Here is an 18,262-nt window from a genome sequence, read left to right as displayed (position 1 = left end):
AGCAGGGGCCTGATTTTCAACGAATTCGAATAAAATTCACTTAACGATCAACGCAACACCATCAGCAGCGCCAGCACGACAACCGCACCGATGCTCATGGACGCCACATACCAGCGCAGGTAACCGTTCTCGCTGAACAGCAGGCCTTTACCTGCAAAGCGGGAAAGGATCGCCGGGATATTCATCAGGGAGTTCAGCGGATCGCGTTTCAGCAGCCACGCAATGCCCAGGAACGGCTTGACGAAGATCATGTCGTACAGCCAGTCGAAGCCCCACGCGTTGTACCACCAGGTCCCCAGCAGGCGGCCTGGCGCACTGTTGGCAACGGCGGTCACCAGCGTACGTTTGCCCAGCCACAGCCATGCTGCGATCAGGATGCCCGCGATAGCGACCACACCCGAGGTGATTTCAAGCGTCAGAACGCGACCGTGCTCAAGCTCGGTGGTGTCCGGCAGTACGCCCTGCAGCGGTGGCACAATCAGTGCGCCAACGAAGGTGGAGAGTACCAGCAGCACAATCAGCGGCAGGTGATGAGTAATCCCCTTCCCTGCGTGAGCGTGAATTTGTTCTTTACCGTGGAATACGATGAAAATCATACGGAAGGTATACAGGGAGGTCATGAACGCACCGACCAGACCCGCAACCATCAGATTGATATGACCATTGGCCATGGCACCGGCAAGGATTTCGTCCTTACTGAAGAAGCCCGCGGTAATCAGCGGCAGTGCCGCCAGCGCCGCGCCGCCCACCAGGAAGCAGACATAAACCAGCGGAATGGACTTACGCAGTCCGCCCATCTTGAAGATGTTCTGCTCGTGGTGGCAGGCCAGAATCACGGAACCGGATGAGAGGAACAGCAGCGCTTTAAAGAACGCGTGCGTCATCAGGTGGAAAATGGCTGCGTCCCATGCCTGAACACCCAGTGCCAGGAACATATAACCAATCTGGCTCATGGTGGAGTACGCGAGAACGCGTTTGATGTCGGTTTGCACCAGCGCGGCAAAGCCTGCCAGCACCAGCGTTACCGCACCAACAATACCCACCAGATGCAGAATTTCCGGCGTCATCAGGAACAGACCATGCGTACGCGCAATCAGGTAGACCCCAGCGGTAACCATGGTTGCGGCGTGGATCAGCGCGGAGACAGGCGTTGGACCTGCCATCGCGTCGGCCAGCCATGTCTGCAACGGCAGCTGCGCGGATTTACCCACGGCACCACCCAGCAGCATCAGCGTTGCCCACCACAGCATGTCATTGCCGGCAGCGAAGTGCGCTGGCGCCAGTTCCACCATTTCGCGGAAATTCAGCGTGCCCAGTTCGTTGTAGAGAATGAACAGCGCGAAGGCGAGGAATACGTCACCCACACGGGTCACGACAAACGCTTTCATGGCCGCTGCGCCATTCTTCGGATCGGTATAGTAGAAGCCGATCAGCAGATAAGAGCAGAGACCCACGCCTTCCCAGCCGAGATACATCAACAGCAGGTTATCGGCCAGCACCAGAACAACCATGCTCGCGATAAACAGGTTGGTGTAGGCGAAGAAGCGGGAGTAACCCTCTTCACCGCGCATATACCAGGAGGCAAACATGTGGATCAGGAAGCCCACGCCGGTCACCACGGAGAGCATGGTCAGAGAGAGACCATCCAGCACCAGGTTGAAACCGATGTTGAAATCACCGACCGACATCCAGGTCCACAGCGGTACGCTGAAGGCCTGACGCCCGTTATTAAAGAAGTCGATACCCGCATACGCTGTTACCAGCGCAGCCAGACCCACAGAGCCCATGCCGACGGTGGCGGACAGATTCTCAGACCAGCGGCCACGAGAAAACGCCAGCAGCACGAAGCCAATCAGCGGAAAAATAATGGTTAAGGCAAGCATGTTCATCCACGCAACTCACTTACTGAATCGATGTTCAGGTTCTGGCGGCGACGATGGAGCTGCAGTAACAGCGCCAGGCCAATACTCGCTTCGGCAGCCGCGAGGCTGATGGCGAGAATGTACATCACCTGACCATCGGTCTGGCCCCAGTAGCTTCCGGCGACCACGAAGGCCAGCGCGGAGGCGTTAATCATGATTTCCAGACCGATCAGCATAAACAGCAGATTGCGGCGGATAACCAGACCGGTTAAGCCCAGAACGAATAAAATCGCAGCGAGGATCAGTCCATGTGTTAAGGGGATCATGCGCGTTCCTCCGTTTTTCTTTTCGCGCGGTCGTCAGTGCGGTTGCTCAGCAACTCACCAGCACGCTCTTCGCGGCCAACGTGGAAGGCAACAACCAGGCCCGCCAGCAGCAGCATAGAGGCCAGTTCAACCGCCAGGACGTATGGGCCAAACAGCGTAATACCCACCTCTTTAGCGCCGATTGGCGTGCCGTCGATGCCCTGATCATTCACACCCAGAATGGCGTAAACAATGACCACCAGCATGATGGCCGACAGGATCGCCGGGCCAATCCAGACCTGCGGTTTTAACCACTGACGTTCCTGCTCAATTTCAGAGCCGCCCAGGTTCAGCATCATCACCACGAAGACGAACAGCACCATGATGGCCCCGGCGTAGACGATGATCTCCAGCGCACCAGCAAAGTGCGCGCCCAGCGCAAAGAACACCCCGGAAATAGCCAGCAGCGAGATAATTAAGTACAGCAGCGCATGCACCGGATTGGTGTGCGTAATCACTCGCAGCGTAGCCAGGATGGCGATAAGGCCACAGATATAAAAAGCGAATTCCATTGCCCTCTCCTTACGGTAACAGGCTCTTGACGTCGATAGGCTTAGCTTCGTTCTCTGCTTCGCCCTTATCTTTGCCGTCGATTGCCATACCCGCCATCCGGTAGAAGTTATATTCCGGGTATTTGCCCGGACCGGAAATCAGCAGATCCTCTTTCTCGTACACCAGGTCCTGACGCTTATACTCACCCAGTTCGAAGTCCGGGGTCAGCTGAATCGCCGTGGTTGGGCACGCTTCTTCACACAGACCGCAGAAAATGCAGCGTGAGAAGTTGATGCGGAAGAACTCAGGATACCAGCGGCCATCTACCGTCTCTGCTTTCTGCAGAGAGATACAGCCCACCGGACACGCTACCGCACACAGGTTACAGGCAACGCAGCGCTCTGAACCGTCCGGATCGCGCGTCAGCACGATACGGCCACGGTAGCGCGGCGGCAGATATACCGGCTCTTCCGGGTACATCCGGGTTTCGCGTTTGGCAAACGCGTGCAGGCCGATCATCCAGATACTGCGTACCTGAGTGCCGAAACCTACCAATAATTCTTTTAAGGTCATGGTCTATAGCCCCTTATGGCTGCTGCCAGAGAATGACAGCCGCCGTTACCAGCAAGTTGATGAGCGTCAGCGGCAGGCACACTTTCCAGCCGAAGGACATTACCTGGTCATAACGCGGACGCGGTAACGCTGCGCGAATCAAAATGAACATCATCATGAAGAACGCGGTTTTCAGCGCGAACCAGATGAACGGCGGTAAGAACGGGCCATGCCAGCCACCAAAGAACAGCGTTACCATCAACGCGGAAATGGTGACAATACCGATGTACTCGCCCACGAAGAACAGACCGAATTTCATACCGGAATATTCGATGTGGTAACCGTCGGCCAGTTCCTGTTCGGCTTCTGGCTGGTCAAACGGGTGACGGTGACACACCGCCACGCCCGCGATAGCAAAGGTAATAAAACCAAAGAACTGCGGGATAACGTTCCAGATGTCAGCCTGGTTGTTGACGATGTCGGTCATGTTGAATGAACCGGCTTGCGCCACCACACCCATCAGGGAAAGCCCCAGGAATACTTCGTAGCTCAGCGTCTGCGCAGAAGCACGCATCGCACCCAGCAGGGAGTATTTGTTGTTACTGGACCAGCCCGCGAACAGCACCGCATACACGGCGAGGCCTGCCATCATCAGGAAGAACAGAATGCCGATGTTCAGGTCAGCCACTACCCAGGTCGGGCTGACAGGAACAATCGCGAACGCCAGCAGCAGCGAGGTAAAGGCGATCATCGGTGCCAGAGTAAAGATCACGCGGTCAGAGAAGCGCGGGATCCAGTCCTCTTTAAAGAACATCTTGATCATGTCCGCTACCAGCTGGAGTGAACCACCCCAGCCCACGCGGTTCGGTCCGTAACGGTTCTGGAACAGACCGAGCAGACGACGTTCACCAAAGCTCATGAACGCGCCGCAGGTGACGACCACCAGCAGGATAACTATCGCTTTCAGAATGCTCAGCAGGATGTCGATAAGATCCGGCGTTAACCAACTCATGCTTTTGCCTCCTGCAGATTATCAAGACGCGCACCCGCCAGTACCGGCGCGATGCCAGGCATACCCATCGGCAGACCCACCTGCCCTGCTGTCAGACTTTCAGAGATAATCAGCGGCAAGCTGATTGTCTGGCCATCATAGCTAAAGGCGATGTTCGCACCCGCGTTAACGCCAAGCTTCGCGGCATCTGCCGGGTTAAGCTTGATGTACGGTTGCGGCATGCGGCTCTGGAATACCGGAGAACGCTGGGACAATTCGTCACTGCCGAACAGATGGTAGTACGGCGCAATACGCCAGTTCCCTTCCTGCGCCTGGAAGCTCGCCGGCACGGTGGTGAAGAAGTCCAGACCGGTGTCGGAAGCTTCAATCAGACGCACGCCCGGGTCACCGTGGCGCAGAGAGCCGCCCACTTCAGCCTGGAATTTGTTCCATGCCTGCGGGGAGTTCCAGCCTGGTGCCCATGCGAACGGAACCTGAGAGCGCGGTGCAGACGGCTGGTTGTTCCCTTCCATTGAGAAGGCAAACATCGTGTCTTTATCCTGCGGCTGACGAGGTTCGTGAACGCTGATGTTGGCTCGCATCGCGGTACGACCGCTGTAACGGTGCGGCTCACGCGCCAGTTTCTGGCCACGAATACGGAAGCTTGCGTCAGGAGCCGCATCTTTGATGTCAGCCAACTGAGGCAGTTTTTCCACGACCGCGTCGATAACATGGTCGAGCTGCGTCCAGTCCACTTCACGGCTCTGAACGGTGCTGTGCAGAGAGTGCAGCCAGCGCCAGCTTTCCAGCATTACGGTGTTGCTGTCGTAGTACGCCGGGTCATACACCTGGAAGAAACGCTGTGCGCGGCCTTCGTTGTTGATAACCGTACCGTCGCTTTCCGCGAAGCTTGCCGCAGAGAGCACCAGGTGCGCTTTGTCCATGATCGCGGTGCGCTGATGGTCAATAACCATCACCAGCGGCGCTTTGGAGAGCGCTGCGTCAACGCGTGCGGCAGAAGCATGGCGATGCAGGTCGTTTTCCAGCACCACAACGGCGTCAGCAGCACCGGATTCCAGTTCGCTTAACGCAGCTTCCAGAGAGCCACCGCCAATCATTCCCAGACCGATGCTGTTCACCGCACGGGCAATCATGGTCACGCCAACGTCTGCACCACGGCCTTTCAGCGCTTTAGCCACGTTCGCGGCAGCCTGAATGATCTCCGCGCTACCGGCGTTAGTCCCGGAAACAATCAGGGGTTTCTTCGCACCCGCCAGGGCCTGAACAATCACATCAACCTTGTTCTGCAGGTCGCGATCGAGACCTTCAACGGCCGGAGAATTGCTGTCCAGCGCATGAGCAATCGCAAAGCCAAGACGGGCCTGGTCTTCAACCGGCGCGCAGTAGGTCCACGCCGCGATATCGTCCAGACGCGTGTTGTCGACGTTGGTCACAAACAGAGGATGCTTCGCACGCTGACCGATGTTGAGGATTGCCGCAATCTGCCAGTCAGCCACTTTCTGAGCCGCCGCCATTTCACGAGCTTTACCTTTGACCGCCTGACGAACCGCCAGGGCAGCGCGAGCGCCGGTCTGCGTCAAATCTTCACCCAGCACTAGAACCGCATCATAAGATTCAATTTCACGCAGCGCTGGGGTATGAATACCGCCTTCACGCAGCACTTTCAGTACCAGCTGCAGACGTTCCTGCTCGCCCTGAGCGATACCGGTGTAGAAGTTTTCCGCCCCAACCAGCTCACGCAGCGCGAAGTTACTTTCGATGCTGGCGCGCGGGGAGCCGATACCGATCACTTTCTTCGACTGGCGCAGAATATCTGCCGCGCCCTGCATCGCCTGTTCAGCGTTCAGGGTGATGAAGTCATCACCACGGCGTTGAACGGGCTGACGTGGACGGTCTTTCAGGTTCACGTAGCCGTAGCCGAAACGACCGCGGTCGCACAGGAAGTAATGGTTAACGGTACCGTTATAACGGTTTTCAATACGACGCAGTTCGCCATAGCGCTCACCCGGGCTGGTGTTACAGCCCAGCGAACACTGCTGGCAGATGCTTGGTGCAAACTGCATGTCCCACTTACGGTTGTAACGCTCGGAGTGGGTTTTATCGGTGAAGACGCCGGTTGGACAAATCTCGACCAGGTTACCGGAGAATTCGCTTTCCAGCGTACCGTCTTCCGGACGACCGAAGTAGACGTTGTCATGCGCGCCATACACGCCCAGATCTTGTCCGTCTGCGTAATCTTTGTAGTAACGCACGCAGCGGTAGCAGGCGATGCAGCGGTTCATTTCGTGAGAGATGAACGGCCCCAGATCCTGATTGCGGTGGGTACGTTTGGTAAAGCGATAGCGACGGAAGCTGTGACCGGTCATTACGGTCATATCCTGAAGGTGGCAGTTACCGCCCTCTTCACAGACCGGGCAATCGTGCGGGTGGTTGGTCATCAACCATTCCACAACGCTTTCACGGAACTGTTTGGCTTCTTCGTCATCAATCGAAATAAAAGTGCCTTCGGTGGCTGGCGTCATACAGGACATCACCAGGCGACCACGCGTGTCTTCCGCGTTTTGATATTGCTTCACCGCACACTGGCGGCAAGCACCGACGCTGCCCAGCGCCGGATGCCAGCAAAAATACGGAATATCAAGGCCGAGCGACAGACAAGCTTCCAGCAGGTTGTCCGCCCCGTTGACCTCATACTCTTTGCCGTCTACATGAATCGTAGCCATTAGCATGCTTCCAGTTGGCTCAGTCGTAACTGAGCGTTAATCAAAATTCTGTTTTACCAGCGCGCTTTCAGCAGGTTCGGCTGAATCCCATTGATGGCATGGGTATTGCTGAACGGCTGCTTGATGCCTGCTTCGAATTCGTCGCGGAAATATTTAATCGCGCTCTGCAGTGGCTCAACGGCGCCTGGTGCGTGGGCACAGAAGGTTTTCCCTGGACCCAGGAATCGACACAGTTGCTCAAGTGTCTCGATATCGCCAGGCTGGCCTTCGCCACGTTCGATAGCACGCAGGATCTTCACGCTCCACGGCAGACCATCACGGCACGGTGTACACCAGCCGCAGGACTCGCGGGCAAAGAACTCTTCGAGGTTACGCACCAGCGATACCATGCCGATCTCGTGGTCGACGGCCATCGCCAGCGCCGTACCCAGACGGCTGCCTGCTTTACCAATGCTTTCGAATTCCATTGGCAGATCAAGATGGGCCTCGGTTAGGAAGTCGGTCCCTGCACCGCCTGGCTGCCAGGCTTTGAATTTCAGGCCATCACGCATGCCGCCAGCGTAGTCTTCAAGAATTTCACGTGCGGTGGTGCCAAACGGCAGTTCCCAGACGCCAGGGTTCTTCACTCGACCGGAGAAGCCCATCAGCTTGGTACCGGCATCTTTACTGTTCGAGATGCCCTGATACCACTCCACGCCATTGGCGAGGATTGCCGGGACGTTACACAGGGTTTCGACGTTGTTTACACAGGTCGGTTTACCCCAGACGCCAGAGCTTGCCGGGAACGGTGGCTTGGAACGTGGGTTCGCACGGCGGCCTTCCAGGGAGTTAATCAGTGCGGTCTCTTCACCACAGATATAACGCCCTGCCCCGGTGTGCACGAACAGCTCGAAGTCAAAACCGGTGCCAAGGATGTTTTTACCCAGCAGGCCCGCTTCAGTGGCTTCGGCAATGGCGCGACGCAGGTTTTCAGCCGCTTCGATGTATTCACCGCGCAGGAAGATGTAACCCCGGTACGCTTTCAGCGCGAACGCGGAGATCAGCATGCCTTCCACCAGCAGGTGCGGCAGCTGTTCCATCAGCAGGCGGTCTTTATAGGTGCCCGGCTCCATTTCATCAGCGTTACACAGCAGGTAACGGATGTTCATGGATTCGTCTTTTGGCATCAGGCTCCACTTCAGACCGGTGGAAAAGCCTGCGCCGCCGCGCCCTTTCAGGCCAGCGTCTTTGACCGCACTGACGATGTCGTCCGGTGCCATGCCGCCCAGGGCTTTACGCGCACCGGCATAGCCGTTTTTGCTCTGGTATTCGTCGAGCCATACCGGCTGTTTGTCATCACGCAGACGCCAGGTCAGTGGATGAGTTTCAGCAGTACGAATTACAGTTTTCATTTGTACTGCTCCAGCAGGTCAGGAATGGCTTCCGGCGTCAGATAACTGTGAGTATCCTCATCAATCATCATGGTCGGCCCCTTGTCGCAGTTCCCCAGGCAGCAGGTTGGCAGCAGCGTAAAGCGGCCATCGAACGTGGTCTGGCCTGGCTTGATATTGAGCTTTTTCTCAATTGCTGCCTGAATGCCCTGATAACCGGTAATGTGACAGACCACGCTGTCACAGTAGCGGATCACATGGCGACCCACCGGCTGACGGAAGATCTGGCTGTAGAACGTGGCTACGCCTTCTACGTCACTTGCCGGAATGCCCAGCACTTTTGCGATCTCATAGATCGCCCCATCCGGCACCCAACCACGCTGTTTCTGTACGATTTTCAGCGCTTCAATGGACGCCGCACGCGGGTCTTCGTAGTGGTGCATCTCGTGCTCAATGGCGGCACGTTCTGCTTCACTCAGCTCAAAAGCCTCGGTTTGTGGTTGTTGATTCTCGTGCATAATTAGCGGTCCACATCTGACATAACAAAATCGATACTACCCAGATACACAATCAGGTCGGAGACCAGACTGCCGCGGATGGCGGACGGGATCTGCTGCAGGTGCGCAAAGCTTGGTGTACGCACGCGGGTACGGTAGCTCATGGTGCTGCCGTCACTGGTCAGGTAGTAACTGTTAATACCCTTGGTCGCTTCAATCATCTGGAAGGATTCTTGCGCCGGCATGACCGGACCCCAGGAAACCTGCAGGAAGTGGGTGATCAGGGTTTCGATATGTTGCAGCGTGCGCTCTTTCGGCGGCGGCGTCGTCAGCGGGTGATCCGCCTTGAACGGGCCTTCCGGCATGTTGTTGAGGCACTGCTCAAGGATGCGCAGACTCTGGCGCAACTCTTCAACTTTCAGCATCACGCGGGTGTAGCAGTCGGAAACACCGCCGCCAACCGGGACTTCGAAGTCGAAGTTTTCATAGCCAGAGTAAGGACGGGCTTTACGCACGTCGAAATCAATACCGGTTGCGCGCAGACCCGCACCTGTCGTACCCCACTCCAGCGCTTCTTTCGCACCGTAGGCTGCAACGCCCTGGGAACGGCCTTTCAGGATGGTGTTACGCAGTGCGGCTTTCTCGTAAGAAGCCAGACGTTTTGGCATCCAGTCGAGGAATTCACGCAGCAGACGTTCCCAGCCGCGCGGCAGATCGTGTGCCACACCGCCGATACGGAACCAGGCCGGGTGCATACGGAAACCGGTGATGGCTTCTACCAGATCGTAAATTTTCTGACGATCGGTAAAGGCAAAGAAGACCGGGGTCATCGCGCCAACGTCCTGAATGAACGTGGAGATATACAGCAGGTGGCTGTTGATACGGAACAGTTCGGAGAGCATCACGCGGATGACGTTAACGCGATCCGGTACGGTGATACCTGCCAGTTTCTCAACGGCCAGCACGTAAGGCATTTCGTTTACGCAACCGCCGAGGTACTCGATACGGTCGGTATACGGAATGTAGCTGTGCCAGGACTGACGCTCGCCCATCTTCTCAGCACCACGGTGGTGGTAACCGATGTCCGGTACGCAGTCGACAATCTCTTCGCCATCAAGCTGAAGAATAATACGGAAAGCACCGTGCGCAGAGGGGTGGTTTGGACCGAGGTTGAGGAACATGAAGTCCTCGTTTTCCGTCCCGCGTTTCATGCCCCAGTCTTCCGGCTTGAAGGTCAGCGCTTCCATCTCCAGATCCTGCTTGGCTTTCGTCAGCTCAAACGGGTCGAATTCAGTCGCACGTGCCGGATAGTCTTTACGCAGCGGGTGGCCGGTCCACGTCTGCGGCATCATGATGCGCGTCAGATGCGGGTGGCCGTCGAAGGTCATCCCGAACATTTCCCAGGTTTCACGCTCATACCAGTTAGCGTTCGGGAAAAGTTTAGTGATCGTCGGCAGATGCATGTCGTTTTCAGACAATGCCACCTTGAGCATGATATCCGTATTACGGTCTATTGAGATCAGGTGGTAGAAAACGGAAAAATCCGCAGCAGGGAGACCCTGGCGGTGCGTACGCAGACGTTCATCCATGCCGTGTAAATCAAACAGCATGACGTAAGGTTTTGGCAATTTCTTGAGGAAATCGACCACTTCCAGTAATTGCTCACGCTTCACCCAAACAACGGGTACCCCGGTGCGGGTCGCCTGAACAGTAAAGGCATCCGGCCCAAAACGGTTGCGCAGTTCGCCAATGACAGGGTCATCCAGATGATCCCGTGTTTGCCAGGCGGCTTCTTGCGCGGTTAAGTCGGTCATATTGTTCACCATTGCAAATGGTCCGTGGTGACTGTAGGGCGTGGCTTCGCGCTATTTGAGTAGTGATATGCGAAGGTTTACTCCATGCCCACAGGCGCAAATTAAATTTCGTCAGGCGTACGCAGATTGGTTACTGCAATACGTTCGCCGCGTTTACGCTCGCGCTCAGACTGCATGTTGGCGCGGTAAACACCCTGATCGCCAACCACCCAGGAGAGCGGACGACGTTCTTTACCGATAGACTCCTGCAGCAGCATCAGCGCCTGCATGTAAGCTTCCGGACGCGGCGGACAACCCGGGATGTAAACATCCACTGGAATAAACTTATCTACGCCCTGTACGACGGAATAAATGTCGTACATACCGCCAGAGTTTGCACATGCGCCCATGGAAATAACCCATTTTGGCTCCAGCATCTGGTCATACAGACGCTGAATAACAGGTGCCATCTTGGTAAAGCATGTACCTGCCACCACCATCAGGTCAGCCTGACGTGGGGAAGCACGCAGTACCTCTGCCCCAAAACGCGCAACGTCATGCACCGCAGTGAATGACGTCACCATTTCAACGTAGCAGCAAGAAAGGCCAAAGTTGTAAGGCCAGATGGAGTTCTTACGACCCCAGTTGACCATATCGTGCATGGCATGCTCGAGTTTGCCCATGTACACGCTTTTATTGACTTCTTGCTCCAGGGGGTCGGTTACGATCTCCTGTTTTTGCAGGGGGTAACGGTCATTCTCACCGTTAGGATCTATGCGGGTGAGCGTATAATCCATCTTATTGCCTCGCTGTTACTGCTGACGATTAGAGATACTGTTTTCCGGGTTGATGTGTTCACGACGTGAACGCGCAGGCGTCCAGTCAAGCGCGCCAATACGCACCAGATAAACCAGACCGGCCAGTAACACTAAAATGAAAATTGCGGCCTCGACAAAGCCCACCCAACCACTTTCGCGGATGGAAGTTGACCATGCGAAAAGGTAAAGCGCTTCCACGTCAAAGATGACGAAGAACATGGCTACCAGATAGAACTTGGCAGACAGGCGTAAGCGAGCGGAACCTACTGAATCAATACCTGATTCGAAAGGTGTGTTCTTGTGCCTTGCACGGGCGCGACCGCCCAGGAACCAGCCGCCGACTAACATCAGGCAGCACAGGCCAATGGCTACAATAAGAAAGATTGCGAATGCCCAGTGATGAGCGATGACTTCTGTGGATGTTGACATACTCATTGCTTACTCATCAAAAGTGATACCTACGACACTGCTCTTGCTGGCAGATGGGCATCACATCGATTCATGGGGAGGAACGAAAAACCTTACACTAACTGTCAGAAATGAGACGTAGACAGCAAAATGATGGGGTTTTTTACTCCTTTCTATAACCTTTTGTCAACTTTAACAAAGGTTTCTTCACATTAAATTACATCGAGCGATTCTCATTAACATTTGGTGCCCTTTAACCCTGGTGGGTACCTGAGTTTACGTCAAATGCATGTTGTTGAATCGTGTCCGTTTTGGAAGTAAAAAAAATAACCCTCCTATTTTGACAGGATTTGCCAACGATTCCTCCCCCCAAAGAGGAGTATTTTCTTGATCTGAGACACGCTTTTGTTAATTCACCCAAAAAACCAGCAACATATTTCCTGTTTTATTAACATCGAGGCGAGCTGGAGGGAGACTGAACGGGAAATGCACAACATTTGAACAAAAGCATTTATCTTACTGATAAATAGCGACTATCCTGAAAATCCACGCGGTGATCGCGGTTATTACTGCCAAAAAAAAGCCACTGCAGGCGAAAATCGCGTGAGTGGCTTTTTTTTACATTTACAAATTGTTACCAGAATTTTGAGCTGTCGATCACTCAAAGTCCCCTTCAACGATCAGGGAATCATCCCCCCCTTCGGAGGTAACATGTTCGAACTGCCATGGATTATGGTAGTTTTCCATCGCCTCGAACACGACTTTCGCCAGTTCGTTATTGCTGGACGTATTGTGGCAGAGCAGATACTCCGTATCAGGCAAAGCAGGAAGACCATCTGATTTACCCAGTACGCGCAGATCCGGGCTCATCATTTCGACCGGACGGGCCGTTACCCCAAGCCCCGCTTTCACGGCAGCACGTACCGCTGGCAATGTGGAAGCCACATAAGCCAGACGCCATGGAATATTGGCCTCATTGAGCGCCGCCAACACCATATCGCGGAACGGACTAGGATCATCCAGTAATACCAATGGAATTGGCTCACCTTTTTGCAGCACATATTCAGCTGCGCAATACCAATGCGTCGGAGACGTGCGCAACGTCAGGCAATTAAATTGCCCTGGACGGTGCGTGGTCACCACCAGATCGACCTTATTCTCATTTAGCATCTCAATCATAAAAGCATTTCGTTTTACGCTAACGTCCAGCGCAAGCTTCGGATAAACCGAACTAATTCGATTGAGAAGAAATGGCAATATTGTGTCTGCTGACTCATCAGACGCACCTAACGTTAGCACCCCTTGCAGGTTGCTATACATTAATGACATACATGCTTCGTCATTAAAGCGAAGTATTTTCCTGGCATAACCCAGAAGCTGAATACCGTGTTCCGTTAAGAGCTTATTACGCCCGTGACGGGCAAAGAGCTCTTTACCAACCAGTTGTTCCAGCCGTTGCATTTGCTGGCTAACGGCGGACTGGGTTCGGCAAACGGCGGCAGCAGCAGCTGCAAAAGTGTTGAGATCGGCGACCGCAACAAACGTTCTCAGCAGATCGAGGTCGAGATTCATTATCGGACGATTTGCATTTATCATATCTTTTCACTTTCAGGTTGCTCGTGCGGAGCTGCCCGGGTTGAAGCTGTGTGTGTAACAGTTAAGCAATTCCCTCTGAAGGTTTTCCCTCGCATCCCGGCCCGGCAGACTGCCTGACAGATAGTTATTGTGCTGTTTTAATATCAACAGTCAGAAAGCACGTTTCATGACGTTATTTTTATTCTCTTAAACGTTCAGGATATTTAGATGTTTGCAGGTTTATGTAAATTCCATTAAGGGTGATACACCCTTTCTGCCATCTTTCTCGCAGTGCTGTCAACGTAGCAGGAGATGTTTAACCCATTCCGGCCAGAGATAACTCTAACAATAACAATCAATTAATTCAGAAAACCTGTTCCACAAATACAAAACATATGTATCTGTGACCAGCGTTCCTGAAAGACATCTTAACCCAAATCCACTTTATTTATAAGTCTTATTGCAATATTGCGGATTTATGAGGGTTGTTAAGCTTCTCAACTAATTTTATTAAAATTAACTAAAGTTGCATTTTGTCGGTTAATAATAAATAAATTTTAATTTAGATTAAGGCCATTCATTAATAACACTTAACATTAATTTCACATGAGTAACTTTTAGCCAATGCACACTATTACAACGCCACGTAACGAAGCATTCAGGTTTTACGAAAGGTCACTCAGCGTAACTGCCACGCAGGTTGCGGATATTATTTATTTTTATCAGCACAATATACAAATTTTATATTCTTTAACAGCACAATAAACCTATTATTACACCATTAACCTTACTTTACGTCAGTTAAATTGTTCGTTGATAGCGAAAAAGATTCACACCATTTTCATTCACTACACAAAATCTTCTCCTGCCCGCCCTTCAAAACGAAGCGAGGGGGGAGTACATTATTCCGTGCTGACTTCCACGGCAGGGAGTGGCAACAATCGCGAAAAGGTTAAAGGTTCATGTCCCCTATCGAAAAATCCAGCAAGCTAGATAACGTCTGTTACGACATCCGTGGCCCGGTTCTGAAAGAGGCTAAACGCCTTGAAGAAGAAGGCAATAAGGTTCTGAAACTCAACATTGGTAACCCTGCGCCATTTGGTTTTGAAGCGCCGGATGAGATTCTGGTTGATGTGATCCGCAACCTGCCCACTGCGCAAGGCTATTGCGATTCAAAAGGACTTTACTCTGCACGAAAAGCCATCATGCAGCACTACCAGGCGCGCGATATGCGTGATGTTACCGTTGAAGATATCTATATCGGCAACGGCGTCTCTGAGCTGATCGTGCAGGCCATGCAGGCGCTGCTGAACAGCGGCGACGAAATGCTGGTTCCCGCGCCGGATTATCCGCTGTGGACGGCGGCCGTATCCCTGTCCAGCGGTAAAGCCGTGCACTATCTTTGCGATGAGTCCTCTGACTGGTTCCCGGATCTCGATGATATTCGCGCGAAAATTACCCCACGCACGCGCGGCATCGTCATTATTAACCCGAACAACCCAACGGGCGCGGTCTACTCAAAAGAGCTGCTGATGGAGATCGTGGAGATCGCCCGCCAGCACAACCTGATCATCTTTGCCGACGAAATTTACGACAAGATCCTGTATGACGCGGCGCAGCACCACTCTATCGCCGCACTGGCTCCGGACCTGCTGACCGTGACTTTTAATGGTCTCTCTAAAACCTACCGCGTGGCCGGTTTCCGTCAGGGCTGGATGGTCTTAAACGGCCCGAAAAAACATGCGAAAGGCTATATTGAAGGGCTGGAAATGCTCGCCTCTATGCGTTTATGTGCCAACGTGCCGGCGCAGCATGCTATCCAGACCGCACTCGGCGGCTATCAGAGCATCAGCGAGTTTATCGTGCCGGGCGGGCGTTTATATGAGCAGCGTAACCGCGCGTGGGAGCTTATCAACGATATTCCAGGCGTCTCCTGCGTGAAGCCGAACGGCGCGCTCTACATGTTCCCGAAAATCGACGCGAAACGCTTTAATATTCATGACGACCAGAAGATGGTGCTCGATTTCCTGCTGCAGGAAAAAGTGCTGCTGGTTCAGGGTACCGCCTTTAACTGGCCGTGGCCGGATCACGTGCGTATCGTTACCCTGCCGCGTGAAGATGACCTCGAGATGGCCATCAGCCGCTTTGGACGTTTCCTCTCAGGTTACCACCAGTAATCTTAAAATCAGGCTACTCCGGTAGCCTGATTTGCATCTTGCCTCCCCTCCCCGCACAATGAAGTCTGTCGCAGTGAAGACAAAAGGTAACCTATGAGTCAGAGTCATTTCTTTGCCCACCTCTCCCGCCTAAAACTGATCAACCGCTGGCCGCTGATGCGCAATGTCCGCACCGAGAATGTGTCGGAGCACAGTCTGCAGGTTGCGATGGTCGCTCACGCTCTGGCTGCCATTAAAAACCGTAAATTCAACGGGGAGGTTAACGCTGAACGTATTGCCCTGCTGGCGATGTATCACGATGCCTCGGAAGTGCTGACCGGGGATTTACCGACACCCGTGAAATATTTCAACTCGCAGATAGCCCAGGAATATAAGGCCATTGAGAAGATTGCTCAGCAGAAACTGATCGACATGGTGCCGGACGAGCTGCGCGATATTTTTGAGCCGCTGATTGATGAGCATCAGTACACGGAAGAGGAAAAATTGCTGGTTAAGCAGGCGGATGCGCTATGCGCTTACCTGAAATGTCTGGAAGAGCTGTCCGCGGGGAATAACGAATTTCTGCTGGCGAAAACGCGTCTGGAAAAAACGCTGGAATCACGCCGCAGCGAAGAGATGGATTATTTCATGCAGGTGTTTGTGCCGAGCTTCCATTTGTCGCTGGACGAGATCAGTCAGGACTCCCCTCTCTGACGGTATGCCGGGTCGCGACATCGCCACCCGGCATCAGGGTTTAAAACGGGAACAGCACGGGGATCAGTATCACGCACACCATCATCACCAGCACGGTGAAGGGCACGCCTATCTTCACAAAATCACTGAATTTGTAATTTCCCGGGCCAAGCACTAGCGTATTGACCGGTGACGAGACCGGAGTCATAAACGCTGCAGATGCCGCCATAGCGACGATCATGGCAAACGGGTACGGCGAAACCCCCATTGATTTCGCCATCGCCAGTGCAATGGGTGCCATCAGGACGGCCGTGGCCGTATTGGAGATAAACAGGCCTATCGTGGCGCACATGATAAACAGGCAGACCAGCATCATGTAAGGCCCGTATCCACCGCCTGCGTCCATGAGTCCCTTGACGATCAAATCCACCCCACCGGTTTTTTGTAACGCCAGGGCAAAAGGCATCATTCCGACAATCAGAATGATGCTCGGCCAGTGAATGGCTTTGTAGGCGCTTTCGGCATCAATACAGCGGAATTTCCCCATCAGAAGACAGGCGATAATGGCCGCAATGGGGTTTGGAATTTCGTCAGTCAGCATCAGTGCGACCATCAACACCAGGCAAAAAATCGCATGCGGTGCCTGGCTGTGCGCCGGAGAAGCATCGCTCTCTTCAACCGGCATATTAAGTACCACAAAGTCGCGGCCTTTCTGCCCGAGCTGACCGATCAGTTTCCAGTTGCCGACGACCAGGAAGATATCACCGAGCAGGATAGGCTCATCCACTACCGCCCCTTCCATCGCCACGCCATCACGCTTTAAGCCCACCACGTTTAGCCCATAGCGGGTCCTGAAGCCGATTTCGCGCACGGTTTTACCCAGTAATTCTGATTCCGGGATCAGCGACACTTCGGCCATGCCGACATCCAGCGCCTGGTCTGAAAAATACTCCCCACGTAGCACCATGGGTTCCAGCAACTGTTCACTGCAAAACTCGCGCAAATCGACATCGGCGGTGGACATATCAATCAGCAAAACGTCGCGTGCACGGAATTCCGACACCCCGTTGACGTTAACAATCACCCGCCGAAAACGACGCCAGCGCTCTACGCCGATCACGTTCGCGCCATAGCGCTCGCGCAGCTTCAGGTCGTCAAGACGCTGGCCAATGAGGGGCGAGCCGGGGCGGATAGCCAGACGGCGCGCCCGCCCGGTCAGACGGTACTCTTTGATCAGATCGCGGAAAGTCCGTCGTTTCCAGCCGTCTTTGCTTTTATCCTGTTTTTCCCCCTTCAGGGCAAAACGAGTTAACAGCATGTAGACCACACCCAGCACCAGAATCACCAGTCCAAGTGGGGTCACGCTGAAAAAGCTAAAGCCTTCAAACCCTTCGCGGATAAGCTCACTGTTGACGACCAGGTTCGGCGGGGTCGCCACCAGCGTCATCATCCCGCTAATAAGCCCGGCAAAGCTCAGAGGCATCATCAGGCGCGACGGCGAGGTTTGCATCCGCATGGAGACGCTCAGCACCACCGGGATAAAGATGGCGACGACGCCCGTGGAGCTCATAAACGCCCCCAGCCCGGCAACCGTCAGCATCAGGTAGATCAACATTTTGGTTTCGCTGTTGCCGGCCACCTTGACCAGCCACGACCCCATAATGGTCGCCACGCCAGTGCGCACCAGCCCGTCGCCAATAATAAACAGGGCGGCAATCAGGATAACGTTGGGATCACTAAATCCGGAGAAAGCCTCCGGCAGCGTGAGCGTACCGCTCAGCACAAAGGCAACGATGACAAACAAGGCGATGGCATCCATGCGCACCTTGCCTGAGGCAAAGAGAAGGATGGCGATTAAAAGCAGGCTCAGGACCCAAATCAGTTCACCGTTCACAACATATCCTTGTCAGTGGAGGAGACAAAATTTTGCCATAAAAAAGCCCCAA

The 18,262-nt window shown here is 54.0% G+C and carries 15 protein-coding genes; 2 read left to right on the top strand and 13 right to left on the bottom strand.

Going from position 1 to position 18,262, the window contains the following annotated elements:
• Positions 1 to 47 precede the first annotated feature (47 nt).
• The 12 genes from nuoL to lrhA form a co-directional block, all read right to left on the bottom strand.
• Positions 48 to 1,889 (bottom strand): NADH-quinone oxidoreductase subunit L, encoded by a 1,842-nt coding sequence (gene nuoL / locus AB6731_RS00405; protein ID WP_014170992.1) that lies wholly within the window; start codon positions 1,887 to 1,889, stop codon positions 48 to 50.
• The gene (gene nuoK, locus AB6731_RS00400) at positions 1,886 to 2,188 is read right to left on the bottom strand and encodes an NADH-quinone oxidoreductase subunit NuoK (protein WP_003861496.1); all 303 of its coding nucleotides are present in this window, start codon (positions 2,186 to 2,188) and stop codon (positions 1,886 to 1,888) included. Before nuoK ends, nuoL begins: the two co-directional genes overlap by 4 nt.
• A complete protein-coding gene (gene nuoJ, locus AB6731_RS00395; protein WP_014170993.1) occupies positions 2,185 to 2,739 on the bottom strand; it encodes an NADH-quinone oxidoreductase subunit J in 555 nt (184 codons plus the stop codon). The genes nuoK and nuoJ overlap by 4 nt, the downstream gene beginning before the upstream one ends.
• Positions 2,740 to 2,749: 10 nt before the next feature.
• Positions 2,750 to 3,292 carry an NADH-quinone oxidoreductase subunit NuoI gene (nuoI, locus tag AB6731_RS00390; RefSeq protein ID WP_003861491.1) on the bottom strand — a complete coding sequence of 181 codons (543 nt, stop codon included), beginning with the start codon at positions 3,290 to 3,292 and terminating at the stop codon, positions 2,750 to 2,752.
• Between the two features lie 13 nt (positions 3,293 to 3,305).
• Positions 3,306 to 4,283, bottom strand: coding sequence for an NADH-quinone oxidoreductase subunit NuoH (gene nuoH / locus AB6731_RS00385; protein WP_014170994.1), 978 nt, complete (start codon positions 4,281 to 4,283; stop codon positions 3,306 to 3,308).
• Entirely contained in the window at positions 4,280 to 7,006 is a 2,727-nt protein-coding gene (gene nuoG / locus AB6731_RS00380) for an NADH-quinone oxidoreductase subunit NuoG (RefSeq protein ID WP_371005735.1), read from the bottom strand. The genes nuoH and nuoG overlap by 4 nt, the downstream gene beginning before the upstream one ends.
• Before the next feature lie 53 nt (positions 7,007 to 7,059).
• Positions 7,060 to 8,397 carry an NADH-quinone oxidoreductase subunit NuoF gene (nuoF, locus tag AB6731_RS00375; RefSeq protein WP_014170996.1) on the bottom strand — a complete coding sequence of 446 codons (1,338 nt, stop codon included), beginning with the start codon at positions 8,395 to 8,397 and terminating at the stop codon, positions 7,060 to 7,062.
• On the bottom strand, positions 8,394 to 8,894 hold the full coding sequence (nuoE, locus tag AB6731_RS00370; protein ID WP_014170998.1) for an NADH-quinone oxidoreductase subunit NuoE: 501 nt from the start codon (positions 8,892 to 8,894) through the stop codon (positions 8,394 to 8,396). Before nuoE ends, nuoF begins: the two co-directional genes overlap by 4 nt.
• Before the next feature lie 2 nt (positions 8,895 to 8,896).
• A complete protein-coding gene (gene nuoC, locus AB6731_RS00365; RefSeq protein ID WP_014170999.1) occupies positions 8,897 to 10,699 on the bottom strand; it encodes an NADH-quinone oxidoreductase subunit C/D in 1,803 nt (600 codons plus the stop codon).
• A gap of 89 nt (positions 10,700 to 10,788) precedes the next feature.
• Entirely contained in the window at positions 10,789 to 11,463 is a 675-nt protein-coding gene (nuoB, locus tag AB6731_RS00360) for an NADH-quinone oxidoreductase subunit NuoB (RefSeq protein WP_003861482.1), read from the bottom strand.
• Positions 11,464 to 11,478: 15 nt separating this feature from the next.
• The gene (gene nuoA / locus AB6731_RS00355) at positions 11,479 to 11,919 is read right to left on the bottom strand and encodes an NADH-quinone oxidoreductase subunit NuoA (protein ID WP_014171000.1); all 441 of its coding nucleotides are present in this window, start codon (positions 11,917 to 11,919) and stop codon (positions 11,479 to 11,481) included.
• A gap of 630 nt (positions 11,920 to 12,549) precedes the next feature.
• On the bottom strand, positions 12,550 to 13,488 hold the full coding sequence (lrhA, locus tag AB6731_RS00350; protein WP_025203584.1) for a transcriptional regulator LrhA: 939 nt from the start codon (positions 13,486 to 13,488) through the stop codon (positions 12,550 to 12,552).
• 941 nt (positions 13,489 to 14,429) lie between these two features.
• Here lrhA and alaA point away from each other — a divergent pair.
• Positions 14,430 to 15,644, top strand: coding sequence for an alanine transaminase AlaA (gene alaA / locus AB6731_RS00345; protein ID WP_014171002.1), 1,215 nt, complete (start codon positions 14,430 to 14,432; stop codon positions 15,642 to 15,644).
• Between the two features lie 93 nt (positions 15,645 to 15,737).
• Entirely contained in the window at positions 15,738 to 16,337 is a 600-nt protein-coding gene (gene yfbR / locus AB6731_RS00340) for a 5'-deoxynucleotidase (protein ID WP_371005734.1), read from the top strand.
• 40 nt (positions 16,338 to 16,377) lie between these two features.
• Here the strand turns inward: yfbR and AB6731_RS00335 are convergent, their stop codons facing one another.
• Positions 16,378 to 18,210, bottom strand: a complete 1,833-nt coding sequence (locus AB6731_RS00335; RefSeq protein WP_063214715.1) for an SLC13 family permease — start codon at positions 18,208 to 18,210, stop codon at positions 16,378 to 16,380.
• Between the last annotated feature and the right edge of the window lie 52 nt (positions 18,211 to 18,262).

Source organism: Enterobacter sp. RCC_40, from assembly GCF_041360735.1.
Lineage (GTDB): Bacteria > Pseudomonadota > Gammaproteobacteria > Enterobacterales > Enterobacteriaceae > Enterobacter > Enterobacter ludwigii.
Note: the sequence above shows the minus strand (reverse complement) of the source record. Positions and strands in the feature narration are given on the sequence as shown.

What these genes read in the sequence shown, in the direction of transcription:
- nuoA (WP_014171000.1), bottom strand. Translation starts at nt 11,919, where the DNA reads ATGAGTATGTCAACATCCACAGAAGTCATCGCTCATCACTGGGCATTC.
- nuoC (WP_014170999.1), bottom strand. Translation starts at nt 10,699, where the DNA reads ATGGTGAACAATATGACCGACTTAACCGCGCAAGAAGCCGCCTGGCAA.
- nuoB (WP_003861482.1), bottom strand. Translation starts at nt 11,463, where the DNA reads ATGGATTATACGCTCACCCGCATAGATCCTAACGGTGAGAATGACCGT.
- nuoE (WP_014170998.1), bottom strand. Translation starts at nt 8,894, where the DNA reads ATGCACGAGAATCAACAACCACAAACCGAGGCTTTTGAGCTGAGTGAA.
- alaA (WP_014171002.1), top strand. Translation starts at nt 14,430, where the DNA reads ATGTCCCCTATCGAAAAATCCAGCAAGCTAGATAACGTCTGTTACGAC.
- nuoI (WP_003861491.1), bottom strand. Translation starts at nt 3,292, where the DNA reads ATGACCTTAAAAGAATTATTGGTAGGTTTCGGCACTCAGGTACGCAGT.
- yfbR (WP_371005734.1), top strand. Translation starts at nt 15,738, where the DNA reads ATGAGTCAGAGTCATTTCTTTGCCCACCTCTCCCGCCTAAAACTGATC.
- nuoF (WP_014170996.1), bottom strand. Translation starts at nt 8,397, where the DNA reads ATGAAAACTGTAATTCGTACTGCTGAAACTCATCCACTGACCTGGCGT.
- lrhA (WP_025203584.1), bottom strand. Translation starts at nt 13,488, where the DNA reads ATGATAAATGCAAATCGTCCGATAATGAATCTCGACCTCGATCTGCTG.
- nuoG (WP_371005735.1), bottom strand. Translation starts at nt 7,006, where the DNA reads ATGGCTACGATTCATGTAGACGGCAAAGAGTATGAGGTCAACGGGGCG.
- nuoK (WP_003861496.1), bottom strand. Translation starts at nt 2,188, where the DNA reads ATGATCCCCTTAACACATGGACTGATCCTCGCTGCGATTTTATTCGTT.
- nuoL (WP_014170992.1), bottom strand. Translation starts at nt 1,889, where the DNA reads ATGAACATGCTTGCCTTAACCATTATTTTTCCGCTGATTGGCTTCGTG.
- nuoJ (WP_014170993.1), bottom strand. Translation starts at nt 2,739, where the DNA reads ATGGAATTCGCTTTTTATATCTGTGGCCTTATCGCCATCCTGGCTACG.
- nuoH (WP_014170994.1), bottom strand. Translation starts at nt 4,283, where the DNA reads ATGAGTTGGTTAACGCCGGATCTTATCGACATCCTGCTGAGCATTCTG.